Source organism: Planktothricoides raciborskii GIHE-MW2 (assembly GCF_040564635.1).
GTDB lineage: Bacteria > Cyanobacteriota > Cyanobacteriia > Cyanobacteriales > Laspinemataceae > Planktothricoides > Planktothricoides raciborskii.
Genome location: NZ_CP159837.1, coordinates 6,015,099 through 6,030,733, shown reverse-complemented (window position 1 = coordinate 6,030,733; position 15,635 = coordinate 6,015,099). Strand labels below are relative to the sequence as shown.

Below are 15,635 nucleotides of genomic sequence, written 5' to 3'. Positions count from 1 at the left end.
GCGTAACCCCGGTTGCGCCTTTATTTTGTGTGAGTGATACCCTCCGGGACTATTCGCGATTCCGCTTCATCGTATCGCTAAAGCGAATCTCGCTTTAATCCCGGATTAATTTTTAGCAAGTGCGATCTCTTATATTGAGTATATTTGAGAGAATTAGTTCCCGTTTTTTTATGGAAGTAAAATTCTGTCAAATGGTTGACTTCGATAGCGACGATAAATATCAAAATCACTATCCAATGTCACAATAGCGGTAATGTTTAATCTTTCAGAAATTGCCACCAAAGACAAATCGGCAAAATCTCCTGGTAAATCAGCATATCTCTCATTTAATTCAGCTATTCGCTTAAAATCTTCCGGTGAAACTGGAACCACTTTATAAAGTTCAATGGCTAAATCAGAAAGAAATTCATTTTGAGTGCGCCAATTATGACTCAGAAGATACATGACCTCAGTGACACAGGCTAGTGTAGTGATAAGTTCACTGCTACATTGTTCAAAAAAAGTTCTAACTTGTTGATGATAATGATCTCTAACACTGTAATAAGCTACTAAAATACTACTGTCAACAATTATCAGGGGATGGTAAGTCATGATTTTTCGTTTCTTTCTTTCATCTCTTGATGGCGTTTAGCAATATACTCGGCTACAACTCGTTTACGATTTTCTCGTAAGGATAAATCAGCCGGGGCATCTTCGAGCAAATGCTGCGGATGACCTCCTCGTCTTTCTACTAGGGTTTTGCGAGGTTGTAAACTCAGCCAATGCTGATAGAGTAAACGCTTGAGGAGTTCATCGGTTGTGGTTTTTTCTTTGGCTAAAATATCCACCAGATAAGATTCAGTGGTGGGGTCTAGTTGTAAGTTCAACATATTAATAGGGGAAATTGCGATCGCTTCTATTATATATGATTTCCAGGGCGGGGGACTAGATCGGAAAATCGCCACTCCGGTTATAATGTAAAATACCTGGGCGATCGCGATCGCCTGAATAACTTGTGATAAATCTCAAATAATCATGGGTTTATTCTTGTTTCAGGAAATCACTAAAAAACTTGGAGGCTATTAAATATGACTTGGCATATGCAATCAGGCGATCGGGTTCTTGAGGGATATGAAGCCGAATTTTATTTAAAAGTATTGCAAACTTCGTTTCTAACCGATTGGGATATATTTGTATTCGAGGAGGAAAGAAATGATCTCAAAGATTTTCAGCTTTGGGCTAATACAGGTAATAATTTTTTTCACCGGGCTAGTTTTAATCAACAAATTTATTTGATAAATTTCTGCCTAAAAGCTTTACTAAAGCCCGATGTTCCCATGCCTGAATTAGATCATATTTTAGAAGCTGCTGCCTTCTATCCCTTTGCTTATTTGTCCCAAATGATTGATGAAGAAATATCTCAGGAATTGCATTGGGCAGAGATAGAAAATGAACCTGAACCTGACGAATACAATTATTTTTATCGCCAAATCGCTTGGGATGCTTTTGAAAAAATGATCTTGCCCGATTTACTTGAATATGAGGAAGAAGAAGAGGAAGAATATGATCAAGAAGATTCCGTTAACTTATTTTACGAGCAAAAATATAAGTCAACGGATCTGAGTGAGTGGCAATTTGCCGTCGATTGTCTAGCAGATATAATTTTGTGGGATCGAGATTGGTTTTTTGTCACCGATTGGCCTCAATTGCTTGATGGTATGGATCCAGCCTATGCGGAAGCTATGGGAATTACGGAGAATTATTTTACGAATCGGTTGCCAAAAGTAAGCGATGAAGAAGCAATTGAACTTTTAAGAGAAATTATGGAATGGGAGTTACCAGAAACTTAGAAATTTTTGGGAGTTGGCCAGTGCTGCCATAACCGCGATATAATATTTAACAGAAGTAAGTAGGTGAACATAATTAATTGCACTTTTCTTTCCCCGCCGATAGGCTGTGGATTCCCGCCTGCGCGGGAATGACAGTTTTTTTCTCATTGGGTCTGTGGTGCATTTATTTCTGCCCGTCTACTTAAGCGATCGCCAATGTCATGGAAACAACAAACATTAAAGAAGCAGCCCGACGATTAATTGATAAATTGCCTGAGAATTCAACTTGGGATGATTTAATGTACGAAATCTATGTTAGGCAGGCCATTGAATCCGGCTTACGCGATCGGGAAGCCTGAAGAGTCATCTCTGTTGAACAAGTTAGAGCAAAATTTGGATTACAAATCAGTTTTTGACTGAAATCCTAAATAAACCAAGATATTAGTATCGTAGAAAACATTATCTAGCATTTCTTTCCTCTCTAGAAGGAATTACATCCCCTTCTAAGGTGAATTCGTGCCGATCGCACCATTGCAAAAGGGCTTCAATATGGCGTGATTTGGGCTCTTTGATTTCCTCCATATCGGCAGACGCGACCGCAAGCAAAGATTTAGCACGCCTTAGATCGTCATCATTTTCAATATCTAAAACAATTAGTCGCATTTTCACTTCCTCAAAAAACGATTGACTATTAATTATAGTATAGCATCAGGATTCAATTGCGATCTCATTCATTGTCAGCGCTGGCAGAACCGCTATATAGTGCTATATAATATTTAACAGAAGTGAGCGATCGCCAATGTGATTAATCTATTATGAATAATATCACTATTAAAAACCTTGATGATTCACTGAAAAATCGCCTACAACAGCGGGCAGAATATTATAAGCGTTCTATGGAAGAATAAGCCAAAGAGATCCTCCGGGCTGTCTTAACAGACAACTCTCTCGAAACAGAAAACTCTCCCGAATCATTAAATTTGGCAAAAGCGATCGCGCAACGTTTTGCCCATTTTGGCGATTTTGAACTGCCGACGATCGCGAGAGACTCTTTACGCGAACCTCCTAATTTTGAAGATTTACATAGATGATCTCAAGGGCGGAGGTTATATATTCATTTCAATTGTGCTTGAGACAAAACATCAGGGGCGCAAGCATTGCGCCCAAAGAAGCAAATCAAAATATATCGTAGGGGCGCAATGCTTGCGCCCCTAAAGAATTGTATTAATCTTAGTTTAAATGACTATACCAGAAACGGTTAGGGTAAACTAGCTAGTCTAACGTCAATATCTAGGCGATCGCGGCTATAATTTTAGGAAAAGTGGAGTAACTTTGTAAGTGCGCCCAATCGTACATTTGAAATGAAATAGCTGAGGTAAAAAATTTCCCGATGAATTTGCCATCATCATTAATGAATCAGGAATCTGGAAGTTTGTGGCATGAACCAAAATATTCTATGACAAATAGCGAATTAAAAGCTTATATTAAAGCGAATCGTAATGATGAATCCGCTTGTCACGAAGCCCTCAAGGTTCTGATGAATCGTAGAAATGAAAATGCCCCGAAATACTCATTAGACCTGCCTATGGAGGAGATGCAAGCTGTGTTTTCGGAAAAACTTCAGTCAAAACAGTAATGGGAACAAATAAAAGCGATCGCCTTTCCTAACAATGATGGGAAGATTGCTATACTCAATAAAAGTGTGTAGGGGTCGTCAAATAGTTAAGCTAATTATTCGAGCGACAACTTTTGATCTAACGACCCCTACTAACTGTCATCTAAAAATACTGCCACAATACTGGCATTTCATTGTCGAGCAATTTTGTGATTTTTCAACAAAATTTAATTCCTACTTACATTCTGAATTACATGGACAGCAATCATGTCCGCAATCACAATGTATCCAGTTATCTTCTTGGGCGATTTTTGCCAACTCTAATTCACTGACAAACTTAATCTCTTCTGAATCAAAAAACAAGTTGGTTAGGTTAATAATCAGTGTCATAATTTACCTCGTTAATCATTGCGAACAGCTTCTTAAGCTGGTAAACATTTTTTTAAGCTAAATACCTCCTGTTGTTATACAAAATCTCAAAATTATTAAATTCAGTAGAGCGAGTGAAGATATATGCGCTCTCAGAGAATTCAGCATTTTTAAAGTATTCTGGAAGTAAACCACACTGCTCAAATCCAAAACTTTTAGCCGCTTTAATTGCGATTAAATTTTGGTGTCTAATTTTACAAAAAACTCTCTTGATCCCTAAAACTTGAAGATGATTTAAAAAAAGTATCCACCATTTTATCAATACATTCCAACTTCTGTATTTTGATTCTATCCAAGCTAAAATGTCTGCTCTTTGATTAGAAATAGATACATTGTATATAGCTAAAATTCCACTTGGTAGATCATCAACTTTTAAAATAAAAAATCTAAAATCACCCCAATTCATGCTTAATAAATTTATAAAATGACGCTTAAAATCTAATTTGTCGGCATATTTTCTGTTAAATATGTCTGTATTTCCCCAGAATAAATGTCTTTCTTCGCTATAAAGAAAAACATTTATTATAAACTCTAAGTAATTTGTGTTAGAACCATGATTTGTATTTAATTGATCATGTAACTGCTGATAATCTAGTGAGGTAATCTGTATTTGACTCATTGTTCATTCCTATGTTTATCGTACATAGCTATTAGATAAGATAAATTCAGTTTAATCACATTCCGACAAAAGGAATTATAATAAACTTCTGGTTCAGTAAAATCTCTATATCTTTTGACATAACAACCTCCTCCACATTTATATTGAATCGCGCAACTTTTGCATTTTTCCATATTGTTAATGCTGTGATCATTGGAAAATTTTAGAGATTTATAAGATATAAAAGAATTCTCATCATCTATGTGACTAACAATAAATTGATCGCCGTAATTTGTTTCTAGTGTAGAAGAATCCATCTCGGTACAAAGTGAGAGATATCCATCGTGAGTCACAACAGCATTATAGTACACGGCTCCACAAAAGCCATCCATTCGTTTAAATGGTTTAAACCATGCTGATTTATAACGACTAGGATTACGATATAAATATTTTGAATAAATGTTAAAAAATTCTGAGTAAAAATTTTGTAAATCATCAGGATAATGACTACCGTCGATAGCTCTACCTGCCATAGAAACAGGTTCAAGACTGTGAGTTTCTATGCAATCAAATTGTTCTAAGTATTCACAGGTAGAGTCAATATTTCTGATGTCAGTTACAGTAGACCTAATGTGAACTTTAGCTCCTAATTGACTGATAAAATGTAACCGAGATTCTAATTTTGGCCAAGTTCCCACTTGAGAATCAGCGTATTTGCGCTGATTATTTTGAGTTGCTGGGTTGCCATCAATGGATATAGTTATTCTAAACTTTTTGTTAATTAACCAAGTCCAATCATCATCATTTCCTAATGTTCCATTAGTAACTAATACATAATCACCATTGATTTCTTGGCTTTCAAGATACTCTACGATTTTTTTAATAATCTGAATTTGCAATAAAGGCTCACCACCCCCCATAAAAGTAATTTGAATAGTGTCTTCTGTTGTGCCGGTGAATTGTTGAACATGATTCACATATTTTTTGACAATTTTAAATGCCAAATCTTCATTCATGTGCTGCCCTTGTGATGTAGAGTTACAATGACAATAAATACATCTTAAGTTACACATAGATGTCAGAAACATCATTAATCTGGTTGGTTTATTTTCTTCTAAATATTTTTGAGGATTAAAATAATTTAATCGATCTTCGGCTGTAAGATTAGGTAACTGTTCAGCAATATTTGATATATCTAATTGTTCTATCGTGCAAGGAAGTTTAGTTATAGTACCCAAGGCATTATTATATAAATAGCAAGCCGATAAATCATTGCTATTAATGAGAAACCAATTGTCTTTAATTAATTGACTCTCTAAATCTGCTATGTATTGAATAGTCATAATCAAAGTTTAACTTGTTTAGCTACTATTCAATCCTATGATATTAAATAATATTTGTCTATATAGAAAAAAGTTAGATTAAGTCAGATTATGAAGGAAGTTTTGTTACAAAATATTAAGCAAAAAATAGGAAAAAATAGGAAAAGTTAGGATCGAGATACGCTATAATGGCTGAAAATATTACCTGGTATAGCTTTGATGGATGTAAACGAAGTGTTACAATTCGTAGATCGCCTCGTTGTTGAACACACTGGTAAGCATTTAGATGATGTTCAAAGGGCTGTGGTTGAGGGGACTTGGCAAAGACAAACTTATGATGAGATATCCCAGAAATGCCATGTGAGTAAAAATTATGTAACTCAGGTGGGATCTGAATTATGGCAACTTTTGTCAGCAGCTTTGGATGAAAATATAAAAAAAACTAATTTTATTTCTACGATAGAAAGAATCTATATTGCATCATCAGAAAATTCCAATATTTATCAAATATATGGCAATAATAATCATTTTTCTTATCCCCAAGCACTAAATGAAGCTAGTCCAAGCAATGATCGTAAAAAAAGTAATAGCACCCCTCAGTCTAAATCCCCGCTTCTAGATTTAACCCTAGCGCCGCAAGTGATTAATTTTTATAGCAGAGACTCTGAACTGAAAACCCTGGATGATTGGATATTTAATCAAAAGACTCGTTTAGTTGCCGTGTTAGGAGTCAGTGGAATTGGCAAAACAACTCTGGTGAAAAGGTTTGTTGATGTTAATTCAACCAACTTTGAAGTCATCATCTGGAAAAGCTTAAAATACCCCAAATCATTAGAATTCCTGACTGAAGATTTATTGCAAGTTTGCCAAGTAGAAGCAAAAGCAACCATTGACGATCGCCTAAAACAACTACTGGATCTACTCACGGAGAAAAAATGTTTAATTGTCCTGGATGACGTGCAAAATATCTTTTTGCCGGGGGAATTTGCCGGACAATATCAACCAAAATATCAAGATTATCAAAACTTTTTCAAACTCATCACCGAAATTGAACATCAAAGCACCCTGATTTTACTCAGTCAAGAACAATGTGCCGAAATGGACTGTTTAGATCGGGAATTATATCCGATTAAGTCTTTAGACTTATCCGGTTTAAATGATGTGGAACTGCTGAAAGGTACAGGGTTAAAAAATGAGGAAAGTTGGTTAAACCTAATCAAGTTATATGAAGGAAATCCGGTTTATTTAAAAAATGTGGCGGGTTTAATTAAAAATATTTTTGATGGTCAGGTGGCAGATTTTTTAGGGGAAAATCACTTATTGATTACTCAGGATATGCCTTTGCCGCAATTATTAAACCGATTATCCCCCATAGAAAAGCAAGTTATTTTAGCCTTGAGTAAATTTGACCAACCTGTCACCAGAGAAGATTTAATTCAAGCTTTAGATTTGTCCTCAATGGACTTGATTCAGGGGTTGCAATCTTTGCAAAAACGGTATTTAGTCAGGAAAATTACCGGGGAAAAAGTCCGGTTTAATTTGTCTCCCGTTTTTCGGGAATATGTGAGAAGTTGCGGCGAAGGTAGTCAGCAACGCTAACCTGTTTATTTACCAATTTTTTTCCATCGCGATATCTTCAGGGGTAAGATCAGAAAAATCTATGCCCATCATATCTAAAATATTCAATAATATTTCCGGTTCCATCTCCATGATTTCTGCTGCTTTATCAAGACTAATTAATCGAGAGGCTAAAGCCCCAACGACAAAAATAAATTTTTCCTTTTGTTCTATATCATTAAACAATTGCACTTCAGCAGCAATTTATTTAAAAGTAGTTGTATTTTTCATGGATTGGCCTAAATCATAATTTAATGATTTCGTAATTAAGGCGATCTTAGTTCAGACCCAGACCCATTATACTATACCACATCGTCTTCAAGAGAGTCCTCAAGAGAAAATAAGGAGCGATCGCCCCTATTCCTGACTCAGGTATTCCAGGGGCGATCGGCTTTTATGAAAAATTGGATATTCTCTTTTAATTTATTGTGGTAGAGCGATCGCGTAGCGGCGCGGATGCGCGTTCGCGCAATAAATATGTCACCAATTCAGGAACTTGACGGGGATGAACAAACGCCGGTCGAGGATGAATTCCTTGTTCCGTATCGCAGTTTAAAACCGGATCGATCGCCGTTTTAGGAATAGAAGCAGCCCCACAAGCTGCCCCCAGTAAACCCCCAACAATGCAGGCATTTGTATCCGTATCTCCTCCACCAAATAGGGTTTCTTCAATCGCCTCCACAAAACTACTGCCTTTAATTAAATGTCGGAAAGCATGACTAAAGGCAATTTTCACAAAACCCGCTTGAGGATAATAGAGAACTGGCAAGTTTAAACGGGCTTTTTCTAACCAACCGCGTACCTCCGCATTCCCATAAGAAATCGCCCAACGTTCTGCCCGTTCAAAAGCAGTTTGCCGATCGCCTGGTTCGCGGATTAAAGAAGCGATCGCGATCGTATAACAAGCCACCGCATCACAACAAGTTGGATGAGGATGAGATAACCGACAATCTTCTTGAGCATACTGGGCTAATTCTGCATCATCTAATCGATATCCCCAAATCCCCAAAGGGGCAATTCTCATCAAACTGCCATTCGCTTTTGACTCCATACAAAACTTAGCTGCTGCCTGACTCATTCCCGCTGCATAACCTTGTTTTTGGCAAATTTCTCGCCAGGTGGGATTCTGATCGAAACAGCCCAAAGACCGATAAGTGGTTAAACCCATATCAAAGGGCTCAGACTCGATCCATTTCGCATAACTGCGGGCAATATTTTCTCGGTCAAAAGTCGGACTAAGGCACAAAGCCCGCGCTAAACAAATCGCTAATTCCGTATCATCTGTAACTTGTCCTGGGGTGAGGTTCCAAATACCACCGCCACACATTCTCATCGCCCGATCAACTTCTTCTGGGGTCGCTGACCGATTGATAAATTCCAACACTCCACCGGCAGCATCCCCAACCACCGCGCCGAGGAAACAACCTAACGCCGCATCCTCGGTATTTTGGGCTGATTCTGAGACAGTTTTTTCCGCTGCTTTCGCCATTAAATCCTGGGATAATGGCGGCTGAACTTCAGAGGATTTTTCTGATAATTTAGCGGTTTTTGCTGCTAGAAGTTGAGCCGTCTTGACTAACACATTCATCGACGGATTTGGGATCGTCGAATCCCACCAAACTTTTCGCGCCATTTTTAACAACTCAAAGACCCGCCCATCATCATTTTCTTTAGTCCGACCGGATAAATTAGCGATCCACCGTTGCGGCAGTCGATCTTTCCCGTGTAAAGCCCCAACTGCTGCCCCAACAATTGCCGCTACCGTATCATTATCAACAGTATCATTCACCGCTCTCACAATCGCTTCTTCTGGATTATCCCCATGTTTCATTAAAATATAAATAACCGTGGGAACAGTTTCCAGGAGATAAGCCCCAGAATACCATTGATTACAAGCATCAATCACCGAAAGATTTTGCCGATAAGCCTCGCGGACTTGTTCATCCAAGAACTGCCAAATAGACCCCTGATAATTCAGAAAAGCGCCGCCCCGGAAACAATAACTACTGTCAATTTCCAAATCACGAGCAATTTCTATATAAGTATTCAACCACCACTCAGGTTTAGGCGGGGTTTTCATCGTTAAAAGCTGCCAAAGCATATAGATAAACGATAAGCAAGCCGCAATGGATCCAGAGTCATTGTGAGTTAACATCGCTGACAATGCCGTATCCACCCAAAGGTCAGATTTACCGAATTTTAAATGGGGAATTAGCATCGGGGCAATCCGCATTAAAGCCCCATTGCCAGCGGACTTAATCCCACATTCAAACCAAGGTTGATGACATTGGTAATTAATCAGAAATTTTCTCACCGTAGAACCGATGCCAAAGATGCGATTTTGGTTAAATCGTTCTGCGAGGTTTTCTGGATTAAATCCCCCATCAGCGATCGCTTGTTCCAAAGTCCAGAAAGCCATTTGGGTATCATCTGATGGTATACCAATACACTGATTATTCGCATATTTGTTAGGCAAATAATCGCGAATTTCCCAATAATGATTATTTGGTTTCTGCAAGGGTTGGTTAGCATAGTCCCGAATATTTCTCTGATGAGACTTATCAATTTGTTGTTGGGTGCGTTGAAAGGAACCGGAAATCGTGTGGCGATATCGGGGCAGCATTCCTTCTGTGGTCACACCCAAAGCATCGCCGATCGCCAACCCTAACATCATCCCTTCAACTCTGTCAAAGTCAAAAAAAGATGGAGGCATGGGAGATAAATCTAGGTCAAATATTTTGCTTCGTTTAATGTCAATTTGACCCGTTTGGAATAGGTAATCTAATATTTCACGTTTATTGTTCATAGTCTTTGGTTACTTGGTTATTTATGATTTTTTCGAGATTTCTCTGGGAGTGAGTAAAGTTAGCTTAGTGGCAATGGGCAGATGTTCTGAACCCACAGGTTTTAACACATGGCTAGAATGAGATTGCCAATGGGGAGAATACCAAATATAATCTATGCGGAATAAAGGAACCGTTAATTTCCAGTTGGTGACTTTAATTAAATCACTTAATGGCCAACCGTGCGGCCAGGTAAATCCAAAGCTAAAACCAGAGATGTTAAAAGCATCTTTCAGTCCGCTGGCTACTAAGGAATAGTCTTGAGATTGGTCGGTAAAATTAAAGTCTCCGGCTGCAATTACCGGCAGAGTTTCTGTTTCGATGCGTTGGATAAAATCTTGGATTTGGGCGGTGCGATCGCCATATTGATAAACCGGAATATTCAGCCCCGGCCAAATCTTCTGAGGACGAATCCAAGGGGCGGTGGTTTGCATATTATATAACACCACAGGTTGTTGGTTTATGTTCAAAATCACCCGTTGCTGAAATTCTTTATGATTAGCTAAGTTAATTTTTTCTTTAGTCTCAATAGGATAGCGACTAAATATCGCTAAGTGAGGTGAAAAAAAATTATAGGGATAGGATGATTGGATATAGGGAAATAATTTTTTAGTATTTTCGGAAACGGTTTCTTGTAAACAAATAATATCAGGTATTTCCCGGTAAATTAATTCACCTAAAGCCTCTTTTGTGGTATGATACCAAGTGGCGTTGAGGGATAAAACTTTAATCCTCAGTGCATCATAGCTATTTGACTTGAATTGGGCTGATTCTGGGGAAAAATAATGATGATGCAGCCAACCAATTAATATTAGGCAAGCAATGGATGAGCCAATAGAAAACCATTTTTGTTTGCGGGGGATAAATCCCACTAATGGCAGGAGGAATATGGGCAAGAATAGCCAAGGAATTAAGCTACTCAGGAAAGCGACAATCCAAAGGCGATCCCAAAATAAACCTCTCAGGATAAAATAGGCAATCAGCAAGCCACAATAGCTATAACCTAACAGTTGCGCGATCGCCTTTAATCCTCGCAGCACATATCGTTTCATACAAACTTCCTTTCTGGCCATATTGACAAATAAATCGGCCATAATAACTTATATATCTAACTATCTATCCAACAAAAAAGCCCAAATCATAAAACCACTAGATATCATCATTAGTCCAGCAATTTGCCGAATTTTTTGGGCTAAATTTGGTAGAAATTATTCCTATCTCTGCTCTATCCCTGTCTCAGTGATGTGATATTTCATATCGCTGAAGCAGGGATGATTTAGTTAAGTATTTTTGCTCACCTTCTAGATTAACAATTTGAGCGCGGGTGGGGATGATCCGCGTCACCTGTGAAAGGCGATCGCGATCGCGGAGTTTTGGTTTTCTGGGTTTCTGTGTCTTTTATTCTTTTGTTTTCCTCGATTTTTATTTAGTTCGACGCAGGATTCTAAAACAAAAAAAAGACACGGCGAAAGCCCGTGTCTTTTCTTAGGCGAAAACTAATTGCTACTTGGCCATAGCCAGTTCGCGTTCTTTAGTTTCCTTAATCACTTGCTCCGCAATATTATTAGGACAAGGAGCATAGTGAGAAAATTCCATCGAGAACTGACCCCGACCGGAAGTCATCGTCCGTAAGTCCCCGATATAACCAAACATTTCACTCAAAGGAATATCCGCTTTGACGCGAACACCCATGAGGGATTTAGTCTGAGACTTAATGATGCCCCGACGCCGGTTCAAATCCCCAATCACGTCGCCCATATTATCTTCGGGAGTAAATACGTCCACATTCATAATGGGCTCAAGCAACTGTGGGCCTGCTTTGGGAATCGATTGACGATAGCCAGCTTTCGCCGCAATTTCAAAGGCGATCGCCGAGGAGTCAACTGGGTGATATCCACCATCAGTCAAACTGACTTTGAGATCCACACAGGGGAACCCAGCCAAGACACCTTTATCAATGCTTTGTTTAAATCCTTTTTCCACAGCAGGCCAATATTCTCTGGGAACACTGCCACCTGTGACTTTGGACTCAAACTGGAAGCCGCTGCCCGGTTCACCCGGTTCAATCACATAATCAATTCTGCCGAACTGACCGGAACCGCCGGACTGTTTCTTGTGGGTGTAGCTATCTTGAATCATCTTAGTAATGGATTCACGATAAGCCACTTGAGGCTTACCAACTTCCACCTCAACCCCATAAGTCCGCTTCAGGATATCAACCTTAATATCCAGGTGCAGTTCTCCCATTCCTTTAATAATGGTTTCACCGCTGTCTTGATCCGTTTCCACATGGAATGAGGGGTCTTCTTGCACCAGTCTGGTCAGTGCCGCGATCATTTTTTCATCCCCACCTTTTTGCTTGGGTTTAACGGCGATGGAGATCACCGGATCAGGGAAAACCATTGGTTCTAAGGTAGCGGGATCTTTGGGATCGCAAAGGGTATGACCTGTCTGCACATTCTTCATGCCGACGATCGCCACAATATCCCCAGCTTGGGCTGATTCAATTTCTTCGCGGTCATTGGCGTGCATTTCCACCAACCGTCCGATCCGCTCAGTCTTGCCGGTGGCAGTATTCAGCACAGTCATGCCCTTGCTTAACGTACCGGAATAGATCCGAGTAAAGGTTAAGGCACCATAGCGATCGTCCATGATTTTGAAAGCCAAAGCCCGCAATGGTTTGTCTGGATCGACGATCGCGAATTTTCCGGTTTCGTGACCTTCCAAATCCATTTCTGGTTGTGGCTTCACTTCATTGGGAGCAGGCAAATAGTCAACCACAGCATCGAGCACCAACTGCACCCCTTTATTTTTAAAAGAAGAGCCGCAATAGGTGGGGAAAAAGGCCATGTCATGAGTGCCTTTACGGATACATGACTTAATTTCTTCGATGGATAATTCTTCTCCTTCGAGATATTTTTCCATCAGGGCATCGTCTTGCTCAACCGCTTTTTCAATCAACTGTTCGCGGTAAGCTTCCACATCATCCACCATATCCGCTGGCACATCTTCGATGGTGTAGTTCATCGGATCGCCAGAATCATCCCAAATCCAAGCTTTCCGAGTCAGCAGATCCACAACCCCTTTAAATTCAGTTTCAACACCAATGGGGAGTACCATCACTAACGGTGTAGCCTTCAGAATATCTTTAACCTGTTTGACTACATTGAAGAAGTCAGCCCCGGTACGATCTAGCTTATTGACATAAATAATCCGAGCAACTTTAGAATCATTAGCATAGCGCCAGTTCGTTTCGGACTGAGGTTCCACACCACCAGAGCCGCAGAACACACCAATCCCACCATCAAGCACTTTCAGCGAGCGATACACTTCAATGGTGAAATCAACGTGACCTGGAGTATCAATAACATTCAGTTGATGATCCTTCCAGAAGCAACTGGTGGCAGCAGACTGAATGGTAATTCCCCGCTCTTGCTCCTGTTCCATAAAGTCTGTGGTAGCAGCACCTTCATGCACCTCACCAATTTTGTGAATTTTTCCAGTGAGTTTCAGGATGCGTTCAGTTGTCGTGGTCTTGCCAGCATCAACGTGGGCAAAAATGCCGATATTTCGGTAACGAGCGAGGTCTTTCTTCATAATTTAAACTAGGTGTTACAACCCATAAGGGTTATCTCTCAAGTGGGCTTCAGAGACGATCAGTGTGGCTGTTGTCACCAGCACTGATAGGAATTCATAGAAAATACTTTAGAGGTGACAATTCTTCTAAAGATTTTCATATCAATTATTAAACAATTATAAATTATTGTATCAAAATTTCTGCATCTCCTAAAGATATTTTATTTTATCACCGACTCAATGATGTGGGGGAGCGGGGGGAGCGGGGGGAGCTTCTGGTGCGGGGGAGCTTCTGGGTGCGGGGGAGTGGGGGAGCTTCTGGTGCTGGGGGGCTGGGGGGCTGGGGCGCAAGCATTGCGCCCCTACATCACCAAAAGCTCCTCATCACCAAAAGCTTCTCCCGAACCTCATCCCCTCCGCTCCTCCGCTCCCCTGCGGCAAAAGCCCCTATGGGCTCATTGGCTTGATGCCAATGATGGTGCGATGACGTGGATCCGTGGCGACGGTGGTTTTGTAGTCAAAGCCGACTTTTTGCAGGGCAGCTTCTACATCAAAGGTGTAATAGTCATCACTCCAAGGTTCGGTGCTTTTCATCAAGACAAATAGGGCTGGAGGTAAGTTTTGAATGACTGGCGATCGCGGATTATTATCGACAATGCCCAAACAGCCACCCGGTCGCAAAATTCGCAATACTTCCCGGAAAATTTCCTCAGTCGCATGACCGGGCAGTTCATGCAAAACAAATTGGAGTGTCACCACATCAAAGGAATTATCGCCAAACGGGGTTTTTTCCGCTAGACCATGTATCCATTCGGCAATTTCTCCCTGAGAATCCTGGATTTTTGCCACGGACAACATATAAGGAGATAAATCTAACCCCACTGTTCTAATTTTCTGGTTTTGTTGTTGGCAAAAATAACGGTGCAGGGGCAAAGTAGACATTCCAACGGAACAACCAATATCTAAGACATCTTGGACATGGTTGGGGCTATATTGTCCCAAAACCTGGTGGAAACTAGAGCGTAATCGTTCTTGGGCTGTTTGCCAAGAGATATTTTCTTCTGGCCAAACTCGCAAAGCCATTGACTGGGTAGCGGAAGTCGCCTCAAAAGCCGCTTGCCAGCAGAGGTTGCCTCGATCGTAAGCATGAAATGGCACCTGGTAATAGTCGGGATAGCTAATCTCTGGATTGGTGATTTGCTCTAAAAGTGCCTTAGTCTCTGAGTTATCTAGCTTTTGGCAATTTTCTCGCCAGGGAATACCCTTTTTCTCCGCTGTTTTAATGAGTACCTGTCTGGCTTGCTGTTTCATCAGACCGTAAATGGGTTTAATTTGAATCAGGAGATTGACAAACCGAGAGAGTAAATCTTCACCAGCCCAGTCTGGCTTGACTTTTGCTTCCATAGATATAAAGTGATGAATTGATATATATTTTTGATTATTGCACAAAATTTTTCGCGATCGCCTAAATGATGCAGAGGAGCTTCTTGTGCGGGGGTGCTGGCCTTTCGGCCATTCCACAGGCTCAGGGGTCAGGGTAAGAGGCGCTTCTTGTGCGGGGGTGCCGGTTAAAATAATTAACAAATGATTCCTTTAACTATCCCTTGCCATGATGACTACTAAAGATCAACTGATTCAAGAACTGGAAACCCTTCCCGAAGAACTGATGAAAGAAGCCTTAGACTTTATCTGTTTTATTCAACGTCGCCCACAACCAGAACCACCGACAACAACCAGCAAAAATATTGGCTCGGACTGGTGGGATAATCTCGATCGCTTTACTCCTGACTTTATGTGCGATCGCAATTAACTCTAATTGAAGGAATG

The 15,635-nt window shown here is 40.2% G+C and carries 17 protein-coding genes; 6 read left to right on the top strand and 11 right to left on the bottom strand.

Annotated elements, in window-relative coordinates:
* Positions 1–168 precede the first annotated feature (168 nt).
* Both ABWT76_RS25710 and ABWT76_RS25705 read right to left on the bottom strand, forming a co-directional pair.
* Positions 169–591 carry a PIN domain-containing protein gene (locus ABWT76_RS25710; protein ID WP_354635166.1) on the bottom strand — a complete coding sequence of 141 codons (423 nt, stop codon included), beginning with the start codon at positions 589–591 and terminating at the stop codon, positions 169–171.
* Positions 588–869 (bottom strand): hypothetical protein, encoded by a 282-nt coding sequence (locus tag ABWT76_RS25705; protein ID WP_354635165.1) that lies wholly within the window; start codon positions 867–869, stop codon positions 588–590. The genes ABWT76_RS25710 and ABWT76_RS25705 overlap by 4 nt, the downstream gene beginning before the upstream one ends.
* Positions 870–1,067: 198 nt before the next feature.
* Between ABWT76_RS25705 and ABWT76_RS25700 the strand changes: the two genes are divergently transcribed.
* Together ABWT76_RS25700 and ABWT76_RS25695 are read left to right on the top strand one after the other, a co-directional pair.
* On the top strand, positions 1,068–1,829 hold the full coding sequence (locus ABWT76_RS25700) for a hypothetical protein (RefSeq protein WP_054464849.1): 762 nt from the start codon (positions 1,068–1,070) through the stop codon (positions 1,827–1,829).
* Positions 1,830–2,029: 200 nt separating this feature from the next.
* Positions 2,030–2,167: a hypothetical protein gene (locus ABWT76_RS25695; protein WP_354635164.1), complete on the top strand. Its 138-nt coding sequence runs from the start codon at positions 2,030–2,032 to the stop codon at positions 2,165–2,167.
* Between the two features lie 100 nt (positions 2,168–2,267).
* On the opposite strand, the gene ABWT76_RS25690 is transcribed toward ABWT76_RS25695, so the two are convergent.
* Positions 2,268–2,471, bottom strand: a complete 204-nt coding sequence (locus ABWT76_RS25690; protein WP_190877153.1) for a hypothetical protein — start codon at positions 2,469–2,471, stop codon at positions 2,268–2,270.
* 152 nt (positions 2,472–2,623) lie between these two features.
* Between ABWT76_RS25690 and ABWT76_RS30740 the strand changes: the two genes are divergently transcribed.
* On the top strand, positions 2,624–2,716 hold the full coding sequence (locus ABWT76_RS30740; protein ID WP_375339276.1) for a hypothetical protein: 93 nt from the start codon (positions 2,624–2,626) through the stop codon (positions 2,714–2,716).
* Between the two features lie 548 nt (positions 2,717–3,264).
* Positions 3,265–3,444 (top strand): DUF6887 family protein, encoded by a 180-nt coding sequence (locus ABWT76_RS25685; protein ID WP_354635163.1) that lies wholly within the window; start codon positions 3,265–3,267, stop codon positions 3,442–3,444.
* Between the two features lie 213 nt (positions 3,445–3,657).
* Here the strand turns inward: ABWT76_RS25685 and ABWT76_RS25680 are convergent, their stop codons facing one another.
* From ABWT76_RS25680 to ABWT76_RS25670, 3 genes are read right to left on the bottom strand one after another with little or no spacing between them, the layout of a single operon-like run.
* Positions 3,658–3,813, bottom strand: coding sequence for a hypothetical protein (locus ABWT76_RS25680; RefSeq protein WP_354635162.1), 156 nt, complete (start codon positions 3,811–3,813; stop codon positions 3,658–3,660).
* 52 nt (positions 3,814–3,865) lie between these two features.
* Positions 3,866–4,471 (bottom strand): hypothetical protein, encoded by a 606-nt coding sequence (locus tag ABWT76_RS25675; RefSeq protein ID WP_354635161.1) that lies wholly within the window; start codon positions 4,469–4,471, stop codon positions 3,866–3,868.
* Positions 4,468–5,793: a radical SAM/SPASM domain-containing protein gene (locus ABWT76_RS25670; protein ID WP_354635160.1), complete on the bottom strand. Its 1,326-nt coding sequence runs from the start codon at positions 5,791–5,793 to the stop codon at positions 4,468–4,470. Before ABWT76_RS25670 ends, ABWT76_RS25675 begins: the two co-directional genes overlap by 4 nt.
* Before the next feature lie 198 nt (positions 5,794–5,991).
* On the opposite strand from ABWT76_RS25670, the gene ABWT76_RS25665 reads away from it, so the two are divergent.
* Entirely contained in the window at positions 5,992–7,371 is a 1,380-nt protein-coding gene (locus ABWT76_RS25665) for an ATP-binding protein (protein ID WP_354635159.1), read from the top strand.
* Between the two features lie 9 nt (positions 7,372–7,380).
* On the opposite strand, the gene ABWT76_RS25660 is transcribed toward ABWT76_RS25665, so the two are convergent.
* From ABWT76_RS25660 to ABWT76_RS25640, 5 genes are all read right to left on the bottom strand, one after another.
* Positions 7,381–7,575, bottom strand: coding sequence for a hypothetical protein (locus tag ABWT76_RS25660; RefSeq protein WP_242052975.1), 195 nt, complete (start codon positions 7,573–7,575; stop codon positions 7,381–7,383).
* A 232-nt stretch (positions 7,576–7,807) separates the two neighbouring features.
* A complete protein-coding gene (locus ABWT76_RS25655; RefSeq protein WP_354635158.1) occupies positions 7,808–10,195 on the bottom strand; it encodes an ADP-ribosylglycohydrolase family protein in 2,388 nt (795 codons plus the stop codon).
* Positions 10,196–10,216: 21 nt separating this feature from the next.
* A complete protein-coding gene (locus ABWT76_RS25650; RefSeq protein WP_231636596.1) occupies positions 10,217–11,326 on the bottom strand; it encodes an endonuclease/exonuclease/phosphatase family protein in 1,110 nt (369 codons plus the stop codon).
* Positions 11,327–11,735: 409 nt separating this feature from the next.
* Positions 11,736–13,829: an elongation factor G gene (fusA, locus tag ABWT76_RS25645; protein ID WP_054464837.1), complete on the bottom strand. Its 2,094-nt coding sequence runs from the start codon at positions 13,827–13,829 to the stop codon at positions 11,736–11,738.
* 426 nt (positions 13,830–14,255) lie between these two features.
* Complete coding sequence (locus ABWT76_RS25640) at positions 14,256–15,212, bottom strand: class I SAM-dependent methyltransferase (protein WP_054464836.1); 957 nt, start codon at positions 15,210–15,212, stop codon at positions 14,256–14,258.
* A gap of 205 nt (positions 15,213–15,417) precedes the next feature.
* Here ABWT76_RS25640 and ABWT76_RS25635 point away from each other — a divergent pair, with 205 nt between their 5' ends.
* Positions 15,418–15,618, top strand: coding sequence for a hypothetical protein (locus tag ABWT76_RS25635; RefSeq protein ID WP_156331522.1), 201 nt, complete (start codon positions 15,418–15,420; stop codon positions 15,616–15,618).
* Positions 15,619–15,635 lie beyond the last annotated feature (17 nt).

Bases quoted from the DNA above. Each gene is read 5' to 3' on its own strand.
- ABWT76_RS25710 (WP_354635166.1), bottom strand. From the start codon at position 591: ATGACTTACCATCCCCTGATAATTGTTGACAGTAGTATTTTAGTAGCT.
- ABWT76_RS25705 (WP_354635165.1), bottom strand. From the start codon at position 869: ATGTTGAACTTACAACTAGACCCCACCACTGAATCTTATCTGGTGGAT.
- ABWT76_RS25700 (WP_054464849.1), top strand. From the start codon at position 1,068: ATGACTTGGCATATGCAATCAGGCGATCGGGTTCTTGAGGGATATGAA.
- ABWT76_RS25695 (WP_354635164.1), top strand. From the start codon at position 2,030: ATGGAAACAACAAACATTAAAGAAGCAGCCCGACGATTAATTGATAAA.
- ABWT76_RS25690 (WP_190877153.1), bottom strand. From the start codon at position 2,471: ATGCGACTAATTGTTTTAGATATTGAAAATGATGACGATCTAAGGCGT.
- ABWT76_RS30740 (WP_375339276.1), top strand. From the start codon at position 2,624: ATGAATAATATCACTATTAAAAACCTTGATGATTCACTGAAAAATCGC.
- ABWT76_RS25685 (WP_354635163.1), top strand. From the start codon at position 3,265: ATGACAAATAGCGAATTAAAAGCTTATATTAAAGCGAATCGTAATGAT.
- ABWT76_RS25680 (WP_354635162.1), bottom strand. From the start codon at position 3,813: ATGACACTGATTATTAACCTAACCAACTTGTTTTTTGATTCAGAAGAG.
- ABWT76_RS25675 (WP_354635161.1), bottom strand. From the start codon at position 4,471: ATGAGTCAAATACAGATTACCTCACTAGATTATCAGCAGTTACATGAT.
- ABWT76_RS25670 (WP_354635160.1), bottom strand. From the start codon at position 5,793: ATGACTATTCAATACATAGCAGATTTAGAGAGTCAATTAATTAAAGAC.
- ABWT76_RS25665 (WP_354635159.1), top strand. From the start codon at position 5,992: ATGGATGTAAACGAAGTGTTACAATTCGTAGATCGCCTCGTTGTTGAA.
- ABWT76_RS25655 (WP_354635158.1), bottom strand. From the start codon at position 10,195: ATGAACAATAAACGTGAAATATTAGATTACCTATTCCAAACGGGTCAA.
- ABWT76_RS25650 (WP_231636596.1), bottom strand. From the start codon at position 11,326: ATGGCCGATTTATTTGTCAATATGGCCAGAAAGGAAGTTTGTATGAAA.
- fusA (WP_054464837.1), bottom strand. From the start codon at position 13,829: ATGAAGAAAGACCTCGCTCGTTACCGAAATATCGGCATTTTTGCCCAC.
- ABWT76_RS25640 (WP_054464836.1), bottom strand. From the start codon at position 15,212: ATGGAAGCAAAAGTCAAGCCAGACTGGGCTGGTGAAGATTTACTCTCT.
- ABWT76_RS25635 (WP_156331522.1), top strand. From the start codon at position 15,418: ATGATGACTACTAAAGATCAACTGATTCAAGAACTGGAAACCCTTCCC.